Source organism: Amycolatopsis sp. EV170708-02-1 (genome assembly GCF_022479115.1).
Lineage (GTDB): Bacteria > Actinomycetota > Actinomycetes > Mycobacteriales > Pseudonocardiaceae > Amycolatopsis.
The window spans coordinates 8,470,646-8,492,039 of record NZ_CP092497.1; the positions used below are offsets into that span (position 1 = coordinate 8,470,646).

Genomic DNA, 21,394 nt, shown 5'->3' on the forward strand with positions numbered 1-21,394 from the left:
TACGAAGCGGGGGCATCGCATGAAGGGCATCGTGCTGGCGGGGGGCAGTGGGACGCGTCTGCATCCCATCACCCAGGCGATATCGAAACAGCTGCTACCGGTCTACGACAAACCGATGATCTACTACCCGATCTCGGTGCTGATGTTCGCCGGGATCCGCGAGATCCTGATCATCTCGACCCCCGTCGACCTGCCGCATTTCCGGCGGCTGCTCGGTGACGGCAGCCAGTTCGGGCTCAGCTTCAGCTACGCCGAGCAGGCCGCCCCGAACGGGCTGGCCGAGGCGTTCGTCATCGGCGCGGACTTCGTCGGCGACGACGACGTCGCGCTCGTGCTCGGCGACAACATCTTCTACGGCCAGGGATTCTCCAGCAGGCTGCAGGCCGCGGCCACCGCGCTCGACGGCTGCGTGCTGTTCGGCTACCCGGTGAAGGATCCGCAGCGGTACGGCGTCGGCGAGATCGACGCCGACGGCAAGCTCCTCTCCATCGAGGAGAAACCCGAGAAGCCGAAGTCGAACAAGGCCATCACCGGCCTGTACTTCTACGACAACCAGGTCGTCGAGATCGCCCGTGACCTCAAGCCCTCCCCGCGCGGCGAGCTGGAGATCACGGACGTCAACCTCACCTACCTGCGGCAGGACCGCGCGACGCTGATCGACCTCGGCCGCGGGTTCGCCTGGCTCGACACCGGAACGCACGACTCGCTGCTGGAGGCGGGCCAGTTCGTGCAGGTCCTCGAGCACCGGACGGGTGTCCGGATCGCCTGTCTCGAAGAAGTCGCGCTGCGTATGGGCTTCATCGACGCGGAGCAGTGCTTCGCGCTCGGGGCGAAGCTGGCGAAGTCCGGCTACGGCGAATATCTGATGAACGTCGCGCGCACCCAGGGTGCTACCGGCTGAACAGGTGTTCCCGCAGGGTGTCGCCGGTGTAGTCGCTCCGGAAGACACCACGTTCCTGTAGCTGTGGGATGACGTCGTCGACGAACGCGTCCAGCCCGCCCGGGGTCAGATGCGGCACCAGCACGAAGCCGTCGGCGGCGTCGCCCTGGACGTATTCGTCGATCGATTCCGCGACCTGCCGGGCGGTGCCGACGAACTGCTGGCGCGCGGTCACCTCGATGACCAGTTCGCGGATCGAGAGCTTCTTCTCCTCCGCGATCGCCCGCCATTTCGCGGCCACGGCCAGCGGATCCTTCTCGTGCCGGACGCGGCCCCAGGTCAGTGGTTCGGCGTCGGGATCCGGGTCGATCTCGGGGAGCGGGCCGTCGGCGTCGTAGGCGGAGAGGTCGCGGCTCCAGACCTGTTCGAGGAACTGGATCGCGGTCGCCGGACGGACCTGTTGATAGCGGATCTCGCGGGCCTGCTCGTGCGCGTCCTCCTCGGTGTCGCCGAGGACGAAGGTCGCGGCGGGCATGATCAGCAGCTCTCCGGGCTCGCGGCCGTACGCGGGCAGCCGTCGCTTGACGTCGGCGAAGAACTCCTTGCCGCTCTCCAGCGAACCGTGGCGGCTGAAGATGACGTCGGCGGTCTTGGCGGCGAACTCCCTGCCCTCGTCGGAATCCCCGGCCTGGATGACGATCGGCTGCCCCTGCGGGGTCCTCGGGACGGTGAACGCGCCGTGGATGTCGAACTGCGGTCCACTGTGGACAAATCGGCCGATGCCGCGGGCGAAGACGCCGTTCTCCTTGTCCCCCACGAGCGCGTCGGGCGCCCAGCTGTCCCAGAGTTCACGCACGGTGGCGAGGAATTCCTCGGCGCGGCGATAGCGGTCCTCGCGTTTCAGGAAGCCGCCGCGGCGGAAGTTCTGGCCCGTCCACGCGTCCGGTGACGTGACGACGTTCCACGCGGCGCGGCCACCGGAGAGGTGGTCGATGCTCGCGACCTGCCGCGCGACCTCGTACGGCTCGTTGAAGGTGGACGACAGCGTGCCCGCGAGGCCGAGGCGGGTGGTGACCGCCGACAGCGCGGCCAGCACGGTGGTGGTGTTCGGCCGCCCGACGACGTCGGAGTCGAGGATCTTGCCCGCGTGTTCGCGCAGGCGCAGGCCTTCGGCGAGGAACAGGAAGTCGAACTTGCCCCGCTCGGCCGTGCGCGCGAGATGCTCGAAGGACGAAAAGTCGATTTGGCTACCCGAACGCGGGTCGCTCCACACGGTCGTGTTGTTGACGCCGGGGAAATGGGCGGCGAGTTTGACCTGTTTGGGCATCTGTCACGCCTCCGCGTACTGGTTGGCGGCGACCCCGAGACCGAGATGGTCGCGCAGGGTGGCGCCGGTGTAGGCCTGCCGGAACGCGCCCGCGGCCTGGAGCGCGGGCACGGTCTCGGCGGTGAAGAGCGCCAGGTCGTCGGGCAGGACCGCGGGCCTGAGGTGGAAGCCGTCGAGGCCGTTGGATGCCGCGAGGCGGGGCAGCTCGGTGGCGAGGCCGGCGGGAGTTCCGGTGAAACTCGGGCCCGGCGGGAAGGGCGCGTAAGCCTCCAGCGCCCGGCGACGCTCGATGGCGGCCTGCTCGGTCTCGGCGAGCACGATCGACAGGCCGGCGAGGAGTTTCGCGTCCGGGAAGCGCTCGCGGGCGCCGCGGATCTCGTCGGCCAGGACGACGTCGGCGCCGTGCGCGTACGGCGAGTCGCCGTACACCGCGACGACGGGGTGGCCTTGCGGCGGACGCGGCGTGATCGAAGGTCCCTTGATGCTGAAAAAGCGACCTTCGAAGTCGACGTAGTGCAGCTTCTCGCGATCGATGAAGCGGCCGGTCGGCTCGTCGCGGATGATCGCGCCGTCCTCCCAGCTGTCCCAGAGGCGGGCGATGACGTCGACGACCTCGGCGTTCTCCGCTTCGGCGTCCACCTCGGACGGCAGGGTGCGCCTGCCGAAGTGCGCGACCTCGGCTTCGGTGCGCGAAGGCACCGCGAGGACACCTGCGCGGCCGCGGCTCGCGAAGTCGAGCGACGCGACGGCCGTCGAGATGTGGAACGGCTCGGTGTGGGTGGTGGTGACCGTGGGGATGAGGCCGATTCCGCTGGTCACGGGGGCTATGGCGGCGAAGGTCAGCAACGCGTCGAGGCGCCCTCGGACGACCTCCTCGCCTCCGGGCTGGAGCGCGAGGGTGTCGTCGAGGGTGACGAAGTCGAGCGAAGCCGCTTCGGCGAGCTTCGCGTGGGCGAGGTAGTGGGCGGCGGTGAACAACGCGGACGGGCGGACGTCGGAGACCCGCCAGGCGGCCGGATGCTGCCCGGCCCCGTCGAGCGCGACCCCGAGGTGCAACTGCTGTGCGGAACCCATGCCCGGGGAACTCGCGCCCTCGTCCCCCGATTCCCGCTCTCACGAGGTGAGATCCCCGGGCCGACCTGCGTTTAGCGGGCTAATCGCGATCTGGAGGCGGACCTGCGTTTCGCGGGCTAAACGCGATCTGGCGGCAGAGCGCAGTTAGCGGGCTAAACGCGATCCGGCTGGTCAGTAGGGGCGGCGGGCCATGTCTTCCAGGCGCCGGATGCGTTCGGCCATGGGCGGGTGGGTCGAGAAGAGCTTCGAGAGGCCTTCGCCGGGGCGGAACGGGTTCGCGATCATGAGGTGCGACTGCGAGACCAGCTTCGGCTCCGGCACGAGCGGCGCCGCGCGCGTCCCCCTGTCGAGCTTCCGCAGGGCGGACGCCAGGCCGAGCGGGTCGCCGGTGAGTTCCGCGCCCGACGCGTCGGCTTGGAACTCCCGCGAGCGGCTCACCCCGAGCTTCACCACGGCGGCCGCGATCGGCCCGATCAGCACCAGGAGCAGCCCGACCAGCGGACTGTCGCCGTCCTCGCGGTTGTTGCCGCCGAAAACGCTGGTGAACATCGCGATGTTGGCGATCACGCTGATCACGCTCGCCAGCGCGCCCGCGACGCACGAGATCAGGATGTCGCGGTTGTAGACGTGGGACAGCTCGTGCCCGAGCACCGCCCGCAGTTCGCGCTCGTCGAGCAGATCGAGGATGCCGGTGGTGCAGCACACCGCCGCGTGCCGGGGGCTGCGGCCGGTGGCGAAGGCGTTCGGGGCCACGGTGGGGCTGACATAGAGCCGCGGCATCGGTTGCCGCGCCGTGGTCGCCAGCTCCCGCACGATCCGGTACATCGCCGGCTGCTCGGCCTCGGAGACCGGCCGCGCGCGCATGGCCCGCAGCGCCAGCTTGTCGGAGTTGAAGTAGGCGTACGCGTTGACGCCGAGCGCCACCACCAGGCCGATGACCAGCGCGCCCCGCCCGAAGAAGCCGCTGATCCCGACGATGAGCGCGGACAGCAGGCCGAGCAGGACGACGGTCTTCAGCCCGTTCTGGTGCTTGTGCACGGCGTCCTGCTCCTTCCTTCTCAGGGGTGGGGGTTACTCATCGGAAACAACGCGATCGGGGGACGCGAAGTTCCTTCGCGTGCTCGGATCGCGGGTTATCGTCGAAGCTCGGAACGATCATCGGGAGGCGCCTGTGCGAGGACCCGAGCTGAGCCGCCGAGCCCTGCTCACGCTGGCCGCGGCCGGTGCCTCCGCGGTGGCGTTCCCGCCGGCGGCCAGAGCCGAGAAAGTGCTCCTCGTCGAGGTCGGGGGCGCCCCGGAGGCGGTCGCGGTGAATTCCGTCACCGGCTTCGCCTACCTGTCGGACCCGTCCACCGGCACGATCGTCGTCCTCGACTCGCGGTCCGGCACGGTCGGTGACGTGATCCCGGTCGGCGGCGAGCCCGCCGGGCTGGCCGTGGACACGGTGACCAACCGGGTCTTCGTGGCGAACCCGCCCGCCGGGACCGTCCTCGTCCTGGACGGGCGGACCAACGACGTCGTCAGCGTGGTGCCCGCCGGCCCCGGCGCGTCCGGTGTCGACGTCGACGAGCACGCGAACCGCATCTACGCGGTCAGTGACCTCACCGGGACGCTCGCCGTCATCGACGGCGTGGGCTGCCGCCTGCTGGACCTGGTCCCGGGACCGACCCGGGGGTTGTCGTCGACGGCGGTCGACAGCGGACGCAAGCTCGCGTACTGCACCAGCACGGCCACCGACTCGCTGGAGATCTTCGACATCGGCGCGGGCCGGTTCGCCGGTGGGATCCCGGTCGGCAAGTCGCCGACCGGCGTCGCCGTGCACAGCGCGTCCGGCACGGTGTTCGTCGCGAATTCGGCCATCCACCATCTGTCCATCGTGGACACGGGCACGCGCAAGGAGAAGGCGACCGTGCTGCTGCGCTCGGAGTCTTCGGCGCTCGCGGTCCATGAAGGATCGAACACCGTCTACGCCAACGGCGGACCCAACGGCATCGCCAGGATCGACGGCAGGACGAGCCTGCTCACCGGCGACCTCTCACTCGGCGTGAACCCCGGCGCGGTCGCGATCGACCAGCGCACCAGGACGGTGTACGTGACGGATCCCTTACGCGGCAGGGTTTCTCTGATCAGGGACTTCTGACGCCGAAACGGGCATGATGGCGGGGTGAGCGAGTACGCATTGCGCGGCGGGCTGCAACCCGATGTTTCGGCGGTCACCGCCGTACTGACCCATCACGGCGTCGAAGGGCCGGACGGGCAGGCGCCCGGCGAGGCGCTGGTCTTCGCCGTGTCCGGCGGGATCGGGGCCGGCTACATCCTGTGGGACTTCGCGCACGAGACGATGTCGACGATCGTGTTCGGCTTCCGCGCGCGGTGGCAGTATCCGCAGGAATGGCTCAAGTCCACAGTGGACCGACTGGGGCTCGCCGTCGACATCCACACCACCGGTGGCAAACGCGCCGCCGCGAAACGCCTCTCCGCGAATCTCGAAGCGGGACGGCCGTCGATCGTCCTCCCCGACCGCGAGTCACTCGGCTACTGGCGGCTGCCACCGGAGCTGTCCGGCGGTGGCGGCCACTTCGTCGTCGCGTACGGCGAGGAAGACGGCCGGGTGCTGGTCGACGACCGGAACCTCGCCCGCTCACGGTCGACCGGAAGACGTTCGACGCCGCGCGTGGCCGCGTCGGCTCGTACAAGAACCTGCTCGCCACGATCGAGCCCGGCGACGTCCCCGACTGGCGGGCGGCCGTACGCGACGGGCTGACGGACTGCGCGCGGAATCTCTCGGCGCCGTCGAAATCGTTCTCGCTGCCAGCCTGGGGCGCTGGGCGAAGGCGATGACCGACGAACGTGACCCCAAGGGCTGGCCGCGCGCGTTCGGGGAGCGGCGCGGGCTCGTCGGAGCGCTGTTCACCGTGTGGGAGAACGTCACCCCGGCCGGGATGGAGGGCGGGCATCTGCGCGGACTGTTCGCCGACGCGCTCACCGAGGCCGCCGTCCTGCTCGAACTCCCGGCGCTGGCCGAACAGGCGTCGACCTGGCGCGGGATCGCCGAGCGCTGGGCGGAGCTGGCCGAGGCGGCCGTCCCGGTGTCGATCGCCGAATTCGCCTGGATGCGCGGACTGGTCAGCGCGGTTTCGGCGGGGGTCCGCGAAGGCGACGCGGGACAAGACGCCGCTGCGGCCGCCGGTGACGAGATGTGGAAACTGCGCGAGCACTACAACGACGAAACGCCGTTCACCGACGCCGAAGCACGTGACCTTTTCCGCACGATGGGCACCATGATCCGCGACATCCACAGCGCCGAGACGGCCGCGATCCGCGAGCTCTCCGAAGCCCTGATGGAGTGAACCGGGCCGGTGTCCGTTGCGCCGCGCGGCCGGAACACCACGCGATCATTCAAGATCCACTTCGTGCACGCACATCCGCTGGGGACGACCAGTGCGCGTCCCGCTCCCGAGATCCACCTCCACCGCCATCGCCTGCGTGTCGCCGACCTCGACCATCTCGGATACGTCGGGAATGTGCGGTTGCTCGACTATTTCCAGGAAGCCCAGGTCGCGATGCTCGATCCGCGGCGCGAACACCTTTTCCAGGCCAAGGGACCGGCGTATCTCATCGCGAAGCACAACGTCAGCTACCTGCGCAGGCTGACCTTCCGTGACAACCCGGTCGAGGTGGAGACCGTGGTCGGCCGGATCGGGACCTGCGACGTCGTGGTGAACAGCAGGCTGCGCGACGAACGGGCCGTCTACGCGCGCTGCCGCACCATCTGGATCGCGTGCGTCCTGCCCGAAGGCAGCACGCGAAGACTCGGCGACGAGGAACGCGAGCGGTTGACGCGGTTCAGCGGGGCGATCGACGAGAGCTCCTGAATCAGTTTTTAACCGTTTATGCTCCATTTCCCCCATCGCCGGGGAACGGCTGGGCCGTTCAGCGGCTGATCATCGCACTTTTCGGCCGGTACCTTCGAAAGACCTCTCCCCTGCAGAGCTCTCCGGAGGTATTTCATGCCACGGTCGAAGTCTGTCCGCTTTCTCGCGCCCTTGGTCGGCGCGATGCTACTGACGAGCGGGGTGGCCGTCGCCGCCCCGGCCGCCGAAGATCCCCAGTTCATCCGCCTGGCCAGCAGGACCTTCGATCCGCTCAGCCAGCGGACGGCCGCGAGCCAGGACTGGAAGGGCGCCTACCTGCTCCAGGTCCGGAGCGCGCTGACCGACGAACAGCGCGGGCGATTGCGTTCACTCGGCGTGCGGATCGGGACCTACATTCCCGATTTCGCCTACGTGGTCCGGCTGAAGCCGGAAAACCGCGAATCGGTCGCGAAATTGAATTTCGTCCGGTGGCTCGGCGAATACCGGGCGGACGACAAGGTGGAGATCTCACTGGCCGCGACGGGCGGTTACCTCGTGACGCTGGTCGAATCGGACGCGCGGGACCAGCGCGCGGTGGCCGAGCGGATCCTGCGCCTCGGCGGCGGCATCGAGGCGATCTCGCAGAGCGGGCAGCACATCGTGGCGAAGCTCGGCCCCGGCCAGGCCGCCACCGTGGCGCAGGGGGCCGAGGTGCTCGCGGTCGGCGCGATCACCGCGCCCGAGACCGACATGGCCAACGCCAGGGAGAGCAGCGGCGCGAACTACGTCGAAAGTGTCGGCGGCTATCGCGGCCAGGGCGTGCGCGGCGAGGTGATGGACGGTGGACTGCGCGTCACGCACCAGGAGTTCAAGGCGCGGCCGACGGTGATGCACGGGTCGAACTCCACCAGCACCAGCCACGGGACGTCCACGTACGGCCAGATCTTCGCGTCGGGTGTGAGCGCTGCACGGCGGGGGCTGCTGCCCGAGGCTCAGGGGATCTTCGCCACCTACAACAAGCCGGACCGCTACGCCCACACCAAGGAGCTGGTCGACCCGGCGGGCAGGTACCGCGCGGTGTTCCAGAGCAACAGCTGGGGCGGCGGGCTGACCACGGCCTACAACTCGGTCTCCGCCGAGCTCGACAAGATCGTCTTCGACCACGACCTGCTGATCTGCCAGTCGCAGAGCAACGCGGGCACCCAGCAGTCGCGGCCGCAGGCCTGGTCGAAGAACGTGCTCTCGGTCGGCGGGCAGTACCACTACGACACGCTGGGCCGCACCGACGACAAGTGGAACGGCGGCGCCAGCATCGGCCCGGCCGCCGACGGGCGGATCAAACCGGAACTGTCGAACTACTACGACCGGATCGACACCACGTCGTCCGGCAGTGACACCTCGTACACGGCGTCGTTCGGCGGCACGAGCGGCGCGACCCCGATCACCTGCGGAAACGCCGGGCTGCTGTTCCAGATGTGGGCCGACGGCGTGTTCGACGGCGGCCCCGGAAAGGGCCGCGACGTCTTCACGAGCCGCCCGCACGCCTCGACCGCGAAGGCGCTGCTGATCAACGGTGCCGACCAGTTCGCGTTCAGCGGCACCTCGCACGACATGACCCGGACGCATCAGGGCTGGGGCACCGCGAACGTGCGGTACCTGCACGAACAGGCCAAGGCGAACGGCTGGAAACTGCCGGTGCTGGTGAACGAGACCGATCTGCTGGGCACCGGGCAGTCGAAGAAGTACACGGTCGCGGTGAACGGGACCAAACAGTTCAAGGCCACGCTGGCCTACACCGACCCGGCGGGCTCGCCGAGCGCGACGGTCGCCAGGGTCAACGACCTGACCCTGAAGGTCACCGCGCCGAACGGGACCGTCTACTACGGCAACAACGGGCTGAAGGCGGGCAACTTCTCGACCGCGGGCGGGTCGCCGAACACCGTCGACACGGTGGAGAACGTCATCCTCGAGAGGCCGGCCGCCGGTACTTGGACGGTGGAGGTCGTGGCGACGCAGGTGAACGCCGACGGTCACCCGGAGACGTCGGCGACCGATGCGGACTACGCGCTGGTGGTCTCCTGACGGCTTGACGGCCGGATCGCGTTTAGCCCGCTAAACGCGATCCGGGCGCGGCGGCTCGGCGACCAGGTGTCGCGAAAGCCACTTTCGGGACATCAGACGTCGCGAAAGTGGCTTTCGCGACGTCTGCGGGGGCCTGGCGGGTCGCGTTTAGTCGGCTAAACGCGATCCGGGCGGGGGCCTGGCGGGTCGCGTTTAGCGGGCGGAACGCGATCGGCCGGGAGTTGCCCGCGTCCGGATGGCGGAGACGCCTGCGCCGATGGCCGAGACGCCAGGTTTCGGTTGTGAGACGGAAGCGTGAGACCCCTGGAAGGCATGTAACGAGGCGACCCGAGGTGCCGACGTCTGGGATACGTGACGCGAGCCAAGGAGCCTCTCGATGACCACCTGCCGACTCTGCGGCTCGGCCCATCTCGCCAGTGTCGTCGACCTCGGGGCGACGCCGCCGTGCGAACGTTTCCTGACCGCGGAACAGCTCGCGGAGCCGGAGCCGACGTACCCCCTCCACCTGCGGGTCTGCACCGAATGCTGGCTGGCCCAGATCCCTCCGCTGATCACCCCGGAAGAGACTTTCACCGAATACGCGTATTTCTCGTCGTATTCCGCCTCCTGGGTCGAACACGCCAAGACGTTCGTCGACGGCGCCGTCGAGCGGCTGGGGCTCGACGAGTCCTCGTTCGTCGTCGAGGTCGCCAGCAACGACGGCTATCTCCTCAAACACGTTGTGGCACAGCAGATCCGTTGTCTCGGCGTGGAACCTTCGGTGAACGTGGGCCAAGCCGCGCGTGACGCCGGGGTGCCGACGAAGACCGCCTTCCTCGGCCCCGAAACCGGACGCGACGTCCGCGAGGAGCACGGCCCCGCCGACCTCGTCGTGGCGAACAACGTCTACGCGCACATTCCGGACATCATCGGGTTCACGCACGGGCTCCGCGCCCTGGTCGCCGATGACGGCTGGGTCAGCATCGAGGTCCAGCACCTGCTGACGCTGATCCAGGAGAACCAGTACGACACGATCTATCACGAGCACTTCCAGTACTACACGGTGGAATCCGCGCGCCGGGCGCTCGCGCAGGGCGGATTGTCCGTTGTGGACGTCGAGCTCCTGCCCACGCACGGCGGTTCGATCCGGTTGTGGGCGCGCCCGGACGCCGTCGCCGGTGAGCCGAGCGAGCGGATGACGCGGGTCCTCGACGCCGAAAAGGCGGCCGGGCTGCACGAAATGTCCGGCTACACCGAATTCTCCGAGCGGGTCACCAAGGTCCGGCTCGAGCTGAACAAGTTCCTCACCGACGCCGCGCTCGAAGGCAAGACCGTCGTCGGTTACGGCGCCCCGGGCAAGGGCAACACGCTGCTGAACCACTGCGGCATCCGCCCGGACGTCTTGCGGTACACCGTCGACCGCAACCCGTACAAGCACGGCCGGTTCACCCCCGGCACCCGGATCCCGATCCTGCCGCCGGAGCGCATCGAAGCGGACCGGCCCGACTACGTGCTCGTCCTTCCGTGGAATCTCCGGAAGGAACTGACCGCCCAATTGTCCTTTGTGGACGAATGGGGCGGGAAGCTGGTCTTCCCCATCCCGCACCTGGAAATCGTCGAGGTGAAGTCGTGAAGGTAGTCCTCTTCTGCGGCGGCTACGGCATGCGGATGCGCAACGGTGACGCGTCCGACGTGCCGAAGCCGATGGCCATGGTCGGCCCCAGACCCCTGATCTGGCACGTGATGCGGTACTACGCGCATTTCGGGCACACCGAGTTCATCCTCTGTCTCGGCTACGGCGCGCACCACATCAAGGAGTTCTTCCTCAACTACCAGGAGACCACCTCCAACGATTTCGTCCTGCGCCGCGGCAAGGCCGAGCTGCTGTCGACCGACATCGCGGACTGGTCGATCACCTTCGTGCAGACCGGGCTCGAATCGGCCATCGGCGAGCGGCTGCGCCGGGTGCGCCCGTATCTCGAGGGCGACGAGATGTTCCTCGCCAACTACGCCGACGTCCTCACCGACGCGCCCTTGCCGGACATGATCGAGCGGTTCACCGAATCCGACGCCGGCGCGTCGATGATGGTCGTGCCGCCGCAGTCGTCGTTCCACTGCGTCGAGATGGGCGAGGACGGCCGCATCGGCGCGCTGACCCCGGTCAGCGAGATGCCGCTGTGGGAGAACGGCGGATACTTCGTGCTGCGCCAGGAGATCTTCGACCACATCCCGAGGGCGGCGACCTGGTGGCCGACGGCTGCGGCGAGCTCGCCAAGCGCGGCAAGCTGCTCGCGTACCCGTACCGCGGGTTCTGGAAGCCGACCGACACCGTCAAGGAACGCGTCCAGCTGGACGACGCGTACGCGCACGGAGACCGTCCGTGGGCCCGCTGGGAACGCGAAGCGGCGAGCTCGGCGTGATCGAGCTCGGCACCGGCGGCGTCCAGCGGATCGTCGCGCTCGGCGCGCACTGTGACGACATCGCCATCGGCGCGGGCGGCACCCTGCTGACGATCTGCGCCGCCAACCCGGGTGTCCGGGTGGACGCGCTCGTGCTTTCCGGCGGCGGCACCGAGCGGGAGACCGAGGAACGCGCCGCGCTCGCGGCCTTCTGCCCCGGCGCCGACGTCGAGGTCACCGTGCTCAAACTGCCCGACGGCCGGTTCCCCGCGCATTGGGAAGAGGCCAAGAACGGGCTGGAGGAGCTGCGCCGCCGCACCGACCCGGACCTCGTGCTCTCCCCGCGCACGGCCGACGCGCACCAGGACCACCGCGGCCTGGCGAAGCTGGTGCCGACCGTGTTCCGCACCCATCTCCAGCTGGAGTACGAGATCGCGAAATGGGACGGCGACCTCGGCAAACCCACCGCGTACGTGCCGCTTTCGCCCGAGCGCGCCGAGGAGAAGGTCCGCCTGCTGCAGGAGCATTACGCCTCTCAGCGGCACCGGCCTTGGTACGACCGGGAAGCCTTCCTCGGCCTCGCCCGCATTCGCGGTATCGAATGCGGGCAGCGCTATGCCGAGGCCTTCGACCTCAAGAAACTGACGCTCGACCTCACTCCGAAAGGCTGAAAGCCATGCGTGTGCTGCTGACCGGGCACAAGGGTTACCTGGGCACGGTGATGGCCCCGGTGCTGGCCGCCGAAGGCCACGAGGTGATCGGCCTCGACTCCGGTCTCTACGACACCTGCGTGCTCGGCCCGAAGCCCGAAGACCCCGAGGGTTTCGAGGTCGACCTCCGTGACGTCACGGCCGAGCACGTGGCCGGCGTGGACGCGGTGATCCATCTCGGGGCGCTGTCCAACGACCCGCTCGGTTCGCTGGCGCCGGAGCTGACCTACGACATCAACCACCACGCTTCGGTCAAGCTCGCGAAGCTGGCGAAGGACGCCGGGGTCAAGCGGTACCTCTACGCCTCCACGTGCTCGGTGTACGGCGCTTCGGGCGGCGACGGCCTGGTCGACGAGGACGCGCCGCTGCGCCCGGTGACGCCGTACGCCGAGTCGAAGGTGCGGGTGGAGGACGACGTCCAGGAGCTCGCCGACGCCGACTTCAGCCCGGTGTACATGCGGAACGCGACCGCGTTCGGGTTCTCGCCCCGGCTGCGCGGCGACATCGTGCTCAACAACCTGACCGCGCACGCGCACCTCTCCGGCGAGGTGCTGGTGCTCTCCGACGGCACGCCGTGGCGGCCGCTGGTGCACGCCAAGGACATCGCGCGGGCCTTCGCCGCGGCGCTGGTGGCACCGAAGGAAGCCGTGCACGGCAAGGCGTTCAACATCGGCACCGAACGCAACAACGTGACCGTCGCCGAGATCGCCGAAGAGGTCGTCGAGGCCGTCCCCGGCTCGACGCTGCGGATCACCGGCGAGGCGGGCGCGGACCCGCGTTCGTACCGGGTCGACTTCTCCCGGTTCCGCGCGGCGATCCCCGGCTTCGACTGCGACTGGTCGGTCAAGGACGGCGCGCTCGAACTGATCGAGGCCTACAAGACGCACGGCCTCACCGAACACGGCTTCCAGCGCCTGTTCACGCGGCTCGCGCGGCTGCAGGACCGGACCGCGGCCGGCGAACTCGACGACACCCTCCGGCGTCGCTGATGTCGAACAGGGATCTGGACACGGGCGCCGACCTGCGAAAGCTGGTCGAGCGCCTGTATCCGCTGTGCCGCAGCATCACCGGCGACGGCGTCCGCCGCACGCTGGAGATCGTCGGCGAGCACGTCCCGCTGGAGATCCACGAGGTCCCCACCGGCACCCGGGTACTGGACTGGACGGTGCCGCAGGAATGGAACATCCGCGACGCGTACATCAAGGACGCCACCGGCCGCCGCGTGGTCGACTTCCAGGAGTCGAACCTGCATGTCGTCGGCTACAGCGTCCCGGTGTCGCGGAAGATGCCGCTCAGCGAGCTGCGCGAGCACCTGCACACCCTGCCCGATCAGCCGTCCTGGGTGCCGTACCGGACCAGCTACTACTCGCCGACCTGGGGTTTCTGCCTGGCGCAGGAAACACTCGACGCGATGCCGGACGGCGAGTACGAAGTGCACATCGACTCCACGCTCGCCGACGGGAGCCTCACCTACGCCGAGCACGTCGTGCCGGGCGAGGTCACCGACGAGGTGATCATCTCCTGCCACACCTGCCATCCGTCGCTGGCGAACGACAACGTCGCCGGGATCGCGATCGCCGCCGCCTTCGCACAGACACTGGAGAAGCCGCACTACACGTACCGGTTCCTCTTCATGCCGGGCACGATCGGCGCCATCACCTGGCTCGCGCGCAACAACGACCGCGTCGGCCGGATCAAGGCCGGGCTCGTGCTGGCGTGCGCGGGCGACCCGGGATCGTTGACCTACAAGCGAAGCCGCCGGGGCGACGCCGAAATCGACCGCGTGCTCGCGTACGTCCTGGCCGACCGCGCGCACAAGATCGTGGACTTCTCGCCGTACGGCTACGACGAGCGCCAGTTCTGCTCGCCCGGCTTCAACCTCGGCGTCGGCTCGCTGACGAGGACGCCGTACGCGGGCTATCCCGAGTACCACACTTCGGCCGACAACCTCGATTTCGTGTCCACGGAGGCCATGGAGGAAACCCTTCAGACCTTGAAGGACACCTTCGCCGTCCTCGACCGCAACCGCAGCTACGTCAACCTCAGCCCCTACGGCGAGCCGCAGCTCGGCAAGCGCGGGCTGTACGACTCGCTCGGCGGCCGAAGCGACGCCAAACAAGCCCAGATGGCCATGCTCTGGGTGCTCAACCTCTCGGACGGCGAGCACAGCCTGCTCGACGTCGCCGAGCGGTCCGGGCTGCCGTTCGATTCCGTCGTCGCCGCCGCTCGGGCGCTGCACGACGCCGGATTGCTCAAGGACTGAAGATGCGATCACTTCTGCGTTCCCAAGCCGTCCGGGCCATGGCCGGGCGGCTCAGCTGGGGCCTCGGCGACCAGGCCGTTTCCAGTATCACCAACTTCGTGGTCGGGCTGTTCGTGGCGCGTTCGCTCGGCACGTTCGCCTTCGGCATGTTCAGCCTCGCCTGGGTCAGCTACGGCGTGGTGCTCAACCTTTCGCGCGGGCTGACGACGGATCCGCTGATGGTGCGGTTCTCCGGGGTGCCCACCGAGACCTGGCGGACGGCGACCGCCAAGGCGACCGGGACGGCGCTCTCCGCGGGTGTCGCCGCCGGTGCCGTCAGTGTGGGCGCGGGTCTCGTGGTGGGTGGCCCCATCGGCGGCGCGTTCGTCGCGCTCGGCGTGGTCATCCCGACGCTGCTGCTGCAGGACGCGTGGCGGTTCACCTTCTTCGCCGCGGGGCACGGGAAGAAGGCGTTCGTCAACGACGTCGTCTGGGGCATCGCGCTGATCCCGGCGCTCTTCATCGCGCACCAGTGGTTCGACACGGTCGTCGCGTTCATCCTGGCGTGGGGCCTGTCCGGGGCGGTCGCCGCCGGATACGGCTGCCTGCAGGCGGGGGTCCGGCCGGATCCTCGCGGCACGCTCGACTGGCTCAAGCACCACCGCGACCTCGGCACCCGCTACCTGATCGAAAACGTCAGCAACAGCGGCTCGACGCAGCTGCGGATGTACGGGCTCGGCGCGATCGCCGGGCTCGCGAGCGTCGGCGCGGTCCGCGGCGCCGAGCTGCTCCTCGGACCGTTCTTCGCTCTTCTGATGGGACTTTCCCTGGTCACGGTGGCGGAAGGCGCGCGGGTGCTCCAACGGGCCCCGCATCGCCTCCGCCATTTCTGCGCCGTGCTCGGCGCGGGCCAGGCGGCCGCGGCCCTGCTCTGGGGTCTCGCCTTGCTTCTGGTACCCCACGACGCCGGCCGGTTCGTCCTCGGCGACGTGTGGGATCCCGCCTCCGAACTGATCCTCCCGGTGACCATCGGTATCGCCGCGGCGGGATTCAACACGGGGGCGGCCGCCGGATTGCGTGCGCTCGGCGCTGCGAAAAGGAGCCTTCGCGCCCAGCTGATCAACTCGGCCGGCTACGTCGGTTTCGGGCTCATAGGCGCCTTCTTGGCCGGGGCGTCCGGATCCGCTTGGGGGGTCGCGTTGGCGATCACCAGCGGGTCGGCGGTGTGGTGGCTTCAGCTCCATGCCGCTCTCAAAGCGCATCTGACTTCGGAGAAGGAAGAAATGAGGACGTCATGAGCACCGCTCCTCGGCTGAGCATCGGGCTCCCGGTCTACAACGGCGAGGACTACCTCGCCGAATCGCTGGACGCACTCCTCGGCCAAAGCTACGAGAACTTCGAGCTGATCATCTCGGACAACGCGTCCTTGGACCGCACCGAAGAGATCAGCCGCGAGTACGCGAAGCAGGATTCGCGCGTCCGCTATGTCCGCCAGCCGGTGAACATCGGCTGCGCGCCCAACCACAACTACTGTGTCGACGTCGCCCGCGGCGAACTGTTCAAATGGGCGTCCGACGACGACCTTTACGCGCGTGACCTGCTGGAACGCTGTATCGAGGCACTCGACGAGCATCCCGAGTTCGTCCTCTCGCATTCGTGGACGGCGATGATCGACGAGAAGGCCGTCGTCACGCAGGCACTGGAGTACCCGCTCAACACGGTCTCGCCGCACGCCGCGGAACGCTTCCGCAGCACGCTGTTCGCCCCCGGCGGGGACGACGACGGCGCGGTCGTCCGCACCGAGGTGCTGCGCCGCGTCGCGCCGCTGGACAGCTACCACCACGCGGACCGCACGATCATCTCGGAACTGGCCCTGCACGGCCCGTTCCACCAGGTGCCCGACTGGCTGTACTTCCGGCGCGACCACCCCGGCCGCTCCGAACACGAGCACCCGACCGTGCGCAGGCGGGCCGCCAACCTCGACCCGAAACGGGCCGACAAGCTGCGCCACCCGATGGTCCGGCTGCTCGGCGAATACGTACTCGGCTACGTCAAGGCGATCCGCAACGCGCCGATCTCCGGCGCGGAGAAGCGCGAATGCTTCCGCTACCTGCGGCAATGGATGCTGAACCGGGCGGGGAACCCGGCCATGGGACGGATGCCCGTCCAGGCCGAGGCCGAAGTGGGCCCCCGTGAAGTGTCCGTGGCCTCGGTCGTCGCCGGCCAGGAGGGACGAGTCCCTTGACCTCGCCCGTGAGAATCGGGCTGTTCGGGCTCCTCGGATCAGGGAACCTCGGCAACGACGGGTCCTTCGAGGCGGTTCTCGGGTATTTGCGCGCGGAGCATCCGGGCGCCGCGCTCAGCGTGATGTGCGGCGGCCCGGAAGTCGTCGCGTCGCGCCACGGACTCGAAACGACCGCGTTGAACTGGTACGAGGGCGAGTACCGAACGGCATCGGGACCGCTGTCCATCGCCATGAAGGGCTTCGGGAAACTCGTCGACATCTTCCGCACGGCCGCGTGGGTGCGGCGCCAAGACGTGGTGATCGTGCCGGGAATGGGTGTCCTCGAATCCACTCTTCCCTTGCGTCCCTGGGGTTTCCCGTACGCGCTACTGCTGCTTTCGGTATCCGGCCGTCTGGTTGGCACCAAGGTGGCGCTGGTGAGCGTCGGCGCCAGCGTGAGCACGCACCGGGTCACCCGGTCCGTGATCGGGTGGGCCGCGCGGCTCGCGGCGTTCCGGTCCTACCGGGACGAGCCGTCACGTGAAGCGATGCGCACAATGGGCGTCGACGTCACGAACGACCGCGTGTACCCCGATCTCGCCTTCGCCCTCCGCGCGCCTTCGGAACCGGTGCTGCCCCGGTCCGTCGGGGTCGGGGTGATGGCGTACCACGGCGGGAACGACGACCGGCACCGAGCCGCCGAGATCTACGAGTCCTATGTGGACAAGATGACCCGGTTCGTGGCTCGTCTGGTCGCCGACGGCCGCCCGGTGCGGCTGTTCATCGGCGACCGGGCGGACGCGCAGGTCGTCGACGAGATCATGCGGGAACTGGAATCCCCGCTGATCGCCGCCGCCGACACGGCCACTTTGGACGAGGTGATGCGGGCGATGTCGGCGGTCGAGACCGTCGTCGCCACCCGGTACCACAACGTCCTGTGCGCGCTGAAGCTGGCGAAACCGACGTTGTCCATCGGGTACGCCGGCAAGAACGAAGTGCTCATGACCACGCTGGGACTCGGCGAGTTCTGCCAGTCCGCCAAGGAGATCGACTTCGACGCGCTGGTGCGCCAGTTCGCCGAACTCGAGTCCAGGGCGGGTGAGCTGACCGAGATCGTCGCGAAACGAGGCGCGGAGCAGACGCGGTTGCTGGACGAACAGTTCGCCGCGCTGTCCGCCGCCTTCCTGCCGATGGGAGTCCGATGAAGGTGATCCCGGTGCCCGCCATCGCGGGCGCGTACCTGTTCGAGCCGACCCCGCACGCCGACGAACGCGGCTTCTTCAGCCGCACCTTCGACGCCGACGTCGTCCGGTCGGCCGGGATCGACCCGAACGGGTTCCTCCAGGACAGTGTTTCCCGCTCCCGCAAGGGAGTGCTGCGCGGGATGCACCTTCGTTCGGGGCTCGGCGAGGCGAAGCTGGTCCGGTGCTCGTGGGGCGCCGTCTTCGACGTCGTCGTCGACCTGAGGCCGGATTCGCCGACGTACCTCGCCAAGGAGACGTTCGAACTGTCCGGGGAGACGCAGGTTTCGCTGTACATCCCGGCCGGGTGCGCGCACGGGTTCCAGGCGCTCACCGAGTACGCCGACGTCTCCTACCGGATCGACCGCGCGCACGACCCGGCGGAGGACGTCGCGATCGCCTACGACGACCCGGAACTGGCGATCCTGTGGCCACTTCCGGTGGCGCTCATGTCGGAGCGGGATCGATCCGCGCTCCCGCTTTCCGCCGTACTACAGAACACGAGGTGAGAGCATGACCCGTCAGCTTCCCAAGTCCATGCGGGCCAACGAGCGCCTCCACGCCATGATCCCCGGCGGGGCGCACACCTACGCCAAGGGCGACGACCAGTATCCGGAGAATCTGGCACCGGTCATCTCGCACGGGCTCGGCGCGCACGTCTGGGACGTCGACGGGAACGAATACATCGAGTACGGCTCGGGGCTGCGCGCGGTCAGCCTCGGGCACGTGCACCCGAGGGTGACCGAAGCCGCCCACCGCGAGATCGACCGGGGCGCCAACTTCGCCCGTCCGTCCATTGTGGAGGAACGGGCGGCGACGAAGTTCCTCGAAACCGTGCCGACCGCCGAGATGGTCAAGTTCGCCAAGAACGGCTCGGACGCCACCACGGCCGCGGTCAAACTCGCCAGGGCGGCCACCGGCAGGCCGCTGGTGGCGATCTGCCGCGACCACGCGTTCTTCTCCATCGACGACTGGTTCATCGGCACCACCGCGATGTCTTCGGGCATCCCGGACGCGATCACGGATCTCACCGTGTCGTTCCCGTACGGCGACCTCCCGGCGGTGGAGCGGCTGCTGCGGGACAACGCTGGCCGGATCGCCTGCCTGATCCTGGAGGCGTCGACCCAGCTCGAACCGCCCGCCGGCTACCTCGTCGGCCTGCGGGAACTCGCCGACCGGTACGGCTGTGTGCTGATCTTCGACGAGATGATCACCGGTTTCCGCTGGTCGGAGGCGGGCGCGCAGGGGCTCTACGGGGTCACGCCGGATCTCTCGACGTTCGGCAAGGCGCTCGGCAACGGGTTCGCCGTCTCGGCGCTGGCGGGCAAACGGGAACTGATGGAACTCGGCGGGCTGCGCACCGGCGAGGACCGCGTCTTCCTGCTGTCCACCACGCACGGCGCCGAGACGCATTCGCTGGCCGCCGCGATCGCGGTCATGGAGACCTACACCGAAGAAGGCATCGCCGCGCGGCTGCACGCGCTCGGCGACCGGCTCGCCGCCGGGGTCCGCGAAGTCGCGGCCTCGGCCGGGGTCGGGGAACACGTCGTCGTGCGCGGCCGGGCGAGCAACCTCGTCTTCGCCACGCTCGACGCCGGCAAGAAACCGTCGCAGGACTACCGGACGTTGTTCCTGCGGCAACTGGTCACGGGCGGGGTCCTCGGGCCGTCGTTCGTGGTCAGCAGCGCGTTGTCCGAAGAAGACATCGACCGGACGGTCGAAGTGGTCTCGCAGGCCTGCCTCGTGTACCGCAAAGCGCTCGACGCGGATGATCCGGCGCCGTGGCTGGGTGGCCGTCCGGTGAAGCCGGTATTTCGGAGAAGGGTATGAGCCCAGGGATCGTATATCGCTCGACCGGCACGCGCGTGTTCTGCGCCGCGTTGTCCGTATTACTGCTCCAGGTCGCCGTTGAGAACACAGCGGTGGCGTCCGAAGAGCCGGCTCGAGGGGTGTGCGGCACGACCGTCGGCGTCCCTTCCGCCCCGGAAGGCGCCCAGGTCGTCGATCCAGGCACCGATCTGACCGACAGGACCCGGTTCAGCCCGCCGGGGACCACGTTCTGGCTGTCACCGGGCGAGCACACGCTGAGTTCCGACCAGTTCGGCCAGGTGATGCCGAAGGACGGCAACGTCTACCTCGGCGCGCCCGGCGCCGTGCTCAACGGACGCGGGATCAACCGCGCGGCCTTCACCACGCCGGCCAAGGACGTGGTGATCCGCGGGCTGACCATCCGCGGTTTCGTCGCCGAACGCGACCAGGGCGTGGTCAACCACGATTCGGGCGAACGCTGGACCATCGAAGGCAACGTCATCGAGGACAACGACGGCGCCGCGATGATGACCGGCTCCGGCCAGCGGGTGATCGGGAACTGCCTGCGGAACAACGGGCAGTACGGCATCAACGCCTATCGCTTCGGCGGCGGGCTGACCGGCCTGGTGATCGAGGGCAACGAGATCACCGGGAACAACACCGGCGACTGGGAGACGAAGGTCCCGGGCTGCGGTTGCAGCGGCGGGGCGAAGTTCTGGGCCGTGAACGGCGCCGACGTCACCGGGAACTGGGTCCACCACAACCACGGTGTCGGGCTCTGGGCCGACACGAACAACAACGACTTCCTCATCCAGGACAACCTGATCGAGGACAACGCGTCCGAGGGCCTGTTCTACGAGATCTCCTACAACCTGGAGCTGATCGGGAACACCTTCAACCGGAACGCGCTGGTGCAGGGCCGGAAACGGGCCGCCAAGGGCGACAACTTCCCGGTCGCGGCGGTGTACCTCAGCGAATCGGGCGGCGAGCCGAGGCTGCCCGCCCGGACCAGCCGGATCGACATCCGGGGCAACATGTTCTCCGACAACTGGTCGGGGATCACGTTGTGGGAGAACGCCGACCGGTTCTGCAACAGCCCGGCCAACACCTCCACGCTCTCCTGTACGGCGCTGGTCTCCCCGACTTCCGCCTGCTCCGATCCGGGTATCGCGACCGAGCCGCTGTACGGCGACTGCCGGTGGAAGACACAGCGCGTTTCGGTGCACGAGAACACCTTCGAATTCGACTCGGCGATGGAAGGCTGTCTCGGCCTGTGCGGGCGGATGGCGGTGCTCTCGAACTACGGGACCTTCCCGGCCTGGTCGCCGTACCGAGGCTCCGTGATCTCGGAGGCGATCACCTTCCGGCAGGAGAACCGGTGGTACGACAACCAGTACTACGGGCCGTGGACGTTCGTCGCCCACGACACCTCACGGCGGCTGACCGCGGCGCAATGGCAGGCGGCGCCCTATCTGCAGGACACCTGCAGCGGCTTCGGAGAGACGGTGACCTGCTGAAGGTTCACCTGTAAGTGTCCATCTGGGACGGTCCATACTGGCTTACCGTTTTCAGT

Annotated in this window: 19 protein-coding genes and 1 pseudogene; 17 read left to right on the forward strand and 3 right to left on the reverse strand. The window is 68.6% G+C overall.

What is annotated here, in order from left to right; genetic code table 11:
- Positions 1 to 19: 19 nt before the first annotated feature.
- Positions 20 to 901, forward strand: coding sequence for a glucose-1-phosphate thymidylyltransferase RfbA (gene rfbA / locus MJQ72_RS38670; protein WP_037332809.1), 882 nt, complete (start codon positions 20 to 22; stop codon positions 899 to 901).
- Here the strand turns inward: rfbA and MJQ72_RS38675 are convergent.
- The 3 genes from MJQ72_RS38675 to htpX all read right to left on the reverse strand — a co-directional run bounded on the left by MJQ72_RS38675 (position 891) and on the right by htpX (position 4,319).
- Positions 891 to 2,207 (reverse strand): NtaA/DmoA family FMN-dependent monooxygenase, encoded by a 1,317-nt coding sequence (locus MJQ72_RS38675; protein ID WP_240595888.1) that lies wholly within the window; start codon positions 2,205 to 2,207, stop codon positions 891 to 893. The two genes, rfbA and MJQ72_RS38675, sit on opposite strands and share 11 nt — an antisense overlap.
- A gap of 3 nt (positions 2,208 to 2,210) precedes the next feature.
- On the reverse strand, positions 2,211 to 3,281 hold the full coding sequence (locus tag MJQ72_RS38680; protein WP_240595889.1) for an LLM class flavin-dependent oxidoreductase: 1,071 nt from the start codon (positions 3,279 to 3,281) through the stop codon (positions 2,211 to 2,213).
- Positions 3,282 to 3,452: 171 nt separating this feature from the next.
- Positions 3,453 to 4,319, reverse strand: coding sequence for a zinc metalloprotease HtpX (gene htpX, locus MJQ72_RS38685; protein WP_240595890.1), 867 nt, complete (start codon positions 4,317 to 4,319; stop codon positions 3,453 to 3,455).
- Positions 4,320 to 4,452: 133 nt separating this feature from the next.
- Between htpX and MJQ72_RS38690 the strand changes: the two genes are divergently transcribed.
- From MJQ72_RS38690 to MJQ72_RS38765, 16 genes and pseudogenes are all read left to right on the forward strand, one after another.
- Positions 4,453 to 5,421: a YncE family protein gene (locus MJQ72_RS38690; RefSeq protein WP_240595891.1), complete on the forward strand. Its 969-nt coding sequence runs from the start codon at positions 4,453 to 4,455 to the stop codon at positions 5,419 to 5,421.
- Positions 5,422 to 5,445: 24 nt separating this feature from the next.
- Positions 5,446 to 6,045: a BtrH N-terminal domain-containing protein gene (locus MJQ72_RS38695; protein ID WP_240595892.1), complete on the forward strand. Its 600-nt coding sequence runs from the start codon at positions 5,446 to 5,448 to the stop codon at positions 6,043 to 6,045.
- Between the two features lie 73 nt (positions 6,046 to 6,118).
- Positions 6,119 to 6,631, forward strand: coding sequence for a DUF4872 domain-containing protein (locus MJQ72_RS38700; RefSeq protein ID WP_240595893.1), 513 nt, complete (start codon positions 6,119 to 6,121; stop codon positions 6,629 to 6,631).
- A gap of 63 nt (positions 6,632 to 6,694) precedes the next feature.
- Positions 6,695 to 7,156: a thioesterase family protein gene (locus MJQ72_RS38705; protein ID WP_240595894.1), complete on the forward strand. Its 462-nt coding sequence runs from the start codon at positions 6,695 to 6,697 to the stop codon at positions 7,154 to 7,156.
- A 135-nt stretch (positions 7,157 to 7,291) separates the two neighbouring features.
- Positions 7,292 to 9,217 (forward strand): S8 family serine peptidase, encoded by a 1,926-nt coding sequence (locus tag MJQ72_RS38710; RefSeq protein ID WP_240595895.1) that lies wholly within the window; start codon positions 7,292 to 7,294, stop codon positions 9,215 to 9,217.
- Positions 9,218 to 9,593: 376 nt separating this feature from the next.
- Positions 9,594 to 10,829 (forward strand): class I SAM-dependent methyltransferase, encoded by a 1,236-nt coding sequence (locus MJQ72_RS38715; RefSeq protein ID WP_240595896.1) that lies wholly within the window; start codon positions 9,594 to 9,596, stop codon positions 10,827 to 10,829.
- Positions 10,826 to 11,616: pseudogene (locus MJQ72_RS38720) on the forward strand (glucose-1-phosphate cytidylyltransferase). The gene MJQ72_RS38715 and the pseudogene MJQ72_RS38720 overlap by 4 nt, the downstream one beginning before the upstream one ends.
- Complete coding sequence (locus MJQ72_RS38725) at positions 11,613 to 12,266, forward strand: PIG-L deacetylase family protein (RefSeq protein WP_240601530.1); 654 nt, start codon at positions 11,613 to 11,615, stop codon at positions 12,264 to 12,266. The pseudogene MJQ72_RS38720 and the gene MJQ72_RS38725 overlap by 4 nt, the downstream one beginning before the upstream one ends.
- 5 nt (positions 12,267 to 12,271) lie before the next feature.
- Positions 12,272 to 13,294: an NAD(P)-dependent oxidoreductase gene (locus tag MJQ72_RS38730; RefSeq protein ID WP_240595897.1), complete on the forward strand. Its 1,023-nt coding sequence runs from the start codon at positions 12,272 to 12,274 to the stop codon at positions 13,292 to 13,294.
- Complete coding sequence (locus MJQ72_RS38735; protein WP_240595898.1) at positions 13,294 to 14,568, forward strand: DUF4910 domain-containing protein; 1,275 nt, start codon at positions 13,294 to 13,296, stop codon at positions 14,566 to 14,568. Before MJQ72_RS38730 ends, MJQ72_RS38735 begins: the two co-directional genes overlap by 1 nt.
- A 2-nt stretch (positions 14,569 to 14,570) precedes the next feature.
- Positions 14,571 to 15,845 (forward strand): hypothetical protein, encoded by a 1,275-nt coding sequence (locus MJQ72_RS38740; protein ID WP_240595899.1) that lies wholly within the window; start codon positions 14,571 to 14,573, stop codon positions 15,843 to 15,845.
- Complete coding sequence (locus MJQ72_RS38745; RefSeq protein WP_240595900.1) at positions 15,842 to 16,792, forward strand: glycosyltransferase family 2 protein; 951 nt, start codon at positions 15,842 to 15,844, stop codon at positions 16,790 to 16,792. The genes MJQ72_RS38740 and MJQ72_RS38745 overlap by 4 nt, the downstream gene beginning before the upstream one ends.
- Positions 16,789 to 17,976, forward strand: a complete 1,188-nt coding sequence (locus MJQ72_RS38750; RefSeq protein WP_240595901.1) for a polysaccharide pyruvyl transferase family protein — start codon at positions 16,789 to 16,791, stop codon at positions 17,974 to 17,976. The genes MJQ72_RS38745 and MJQ72_RS38750 overlap by 4 nt, the downstream gene beginning before the upstream one ends.
- The gene (locus MJQ72_RS38755) at positions 17,973 to 18,521 is read left to right on the forward strand and encodes a dTDP-4-dehydrorhamnose 3,5-epimerase family protein (protein ID WP_240595902.1); all 549 of its coding nucleotides are present in this window, start codon (positions 17,973 to 17,975) and stop codon (positions 18,519 to 18,521) included. The genes MJQ72_RS38750 and MJQ72_RS38755 overlap by 4 nt, the downstream gene beginning before the upstream one ends.
- A 4-nt stretch (positions 18,522 to 18,525) precedes the next feature.
- Positions 18,526 to 19,842 (forward strand): glutamate-1-semialdehyde 2,1-aminomutase, encoded by a 1,317-nt coding sequence (locus MJQ72_RS38760; protein WP_240595903.1) that lies wholly within the window; start codon positions 18,526 to 18,528, stop codon positions 19,840 to 19,842.
- On the forward strand, positions 19,839 to 21,338 hold the full coding sequence (locus MJQ72_RS38765; RefSeq protein WP_240595904.1) for a right-handed parallel beta-helix repeat-containing protein: 1,500 nt from the start codon (positions 19,839 to 19,841) through the stop codon (positions 21,336 to 21,338). Before MJQ72_RS38760 ends, MJQ72_RS38765 begins: the two co-directional genes overlap by 4 nt.
- The last annotated feature ends 56 nt before the right edge of the window (positions 21,339 to 21,394 follow it).

Excerpts from the sequence above, each read along its gene's own strand:
- rfbA (WP_037332809.1), top strand. The coding sequence starts at position 20 with ATGAAGGGCATCGTGCTGGCGGGGGGCAGTGGGACGCGTCTGCATCCC.
- MJQ72_RS38675 (WP_240595888.1), bottom strand. The coding sequence starts at position 2,207 with ATGCCCAAACAGGTCAAACTCGCCGCCCATTTCCCCGGCGTCAACAAC.
- MJQ72_RS38680 (WP_240595889.1), bottom strand. The coding sequence starts at position 3,281 with ATGGGTTCCGCACAGCAGTTGCACCTCGGGGTCGCGCTCGACGGGGCC.
- MJQ72_RS38700 (WP_240595893.1), top strand. The coding sequence starts at position 6,119 with ATGACCGACGAACGTGACCCCAAGGGCTGGCCGCGCGCGTTCGGGGAG.
- MJQ72_RS38710 (WP_240595895.1), top strand. The coding sequence starts at position 7,292 with ATGCCACGGTCGAAGTCTGTCCGCTTTCTCGCGCCCTTGGTCGGCGCG.
- MJQ72_RS38715 (WP_240595896.1), top strand. The coding sequence starts at position 9,594 with ATGACCACCTGCCGACTCTGCGGCTCGGCCCATCTCGCCAGTGTCGTC.
- MJQ72_RS38730 (WP_240595897.1), top strand. The coding sequence starts at position 12,272 with ATGCGTGTGCTGCTGACCGGGCACAAGGGTTACCTGGGCACGGTGATG.
- MJQ72_RS38735 (WP_240595898.1), top strand. The coding sequence starts at position 13,294 with ATGTCGAACAGGGATCTGGACACGGGCGCCGACCTGCGAAAGCTGGTC.
- MJQ72_RS38740 (WP_240595899.1), top strand. The coding sequence starts at position 14,571 with ATGCGATCACTTCTGCGTTCCCAAGCCGTCCGGGCCATGGCCGGGCGG.
- MJQ72_RS38745 (WP_240595900.1), top strand. The coding sequence starts at position 15,842 with ATGAGCACCGCTCCTCGGCTGAGCATCGGGCTCCCGGTCTACAACGGC.
- MJQ72_RS38755 (WP_240595902.1), top strand. The coding sequence starts at position 17,973 with ATGAAGGTGATCCCGGTGCCCGCCATCGCGGGCGCGTACCTGTTCGAG.
- MJQ72_RS38760 (WP_240595903.1), top strand. The coding sequence starts at position 18,526 with ATGACCCGTCAGCTTCCCAAGTCCATGCGGGCCAACGAGCGCCTCCAC.
- MJQ72_RS38765 (WP_240595904.1), top strand. The coding sequence starts at position 19,839 with ATGAGCCCAGGGATCGTATATCGCTCGACCGGCACGCGCGTGTTCTGC.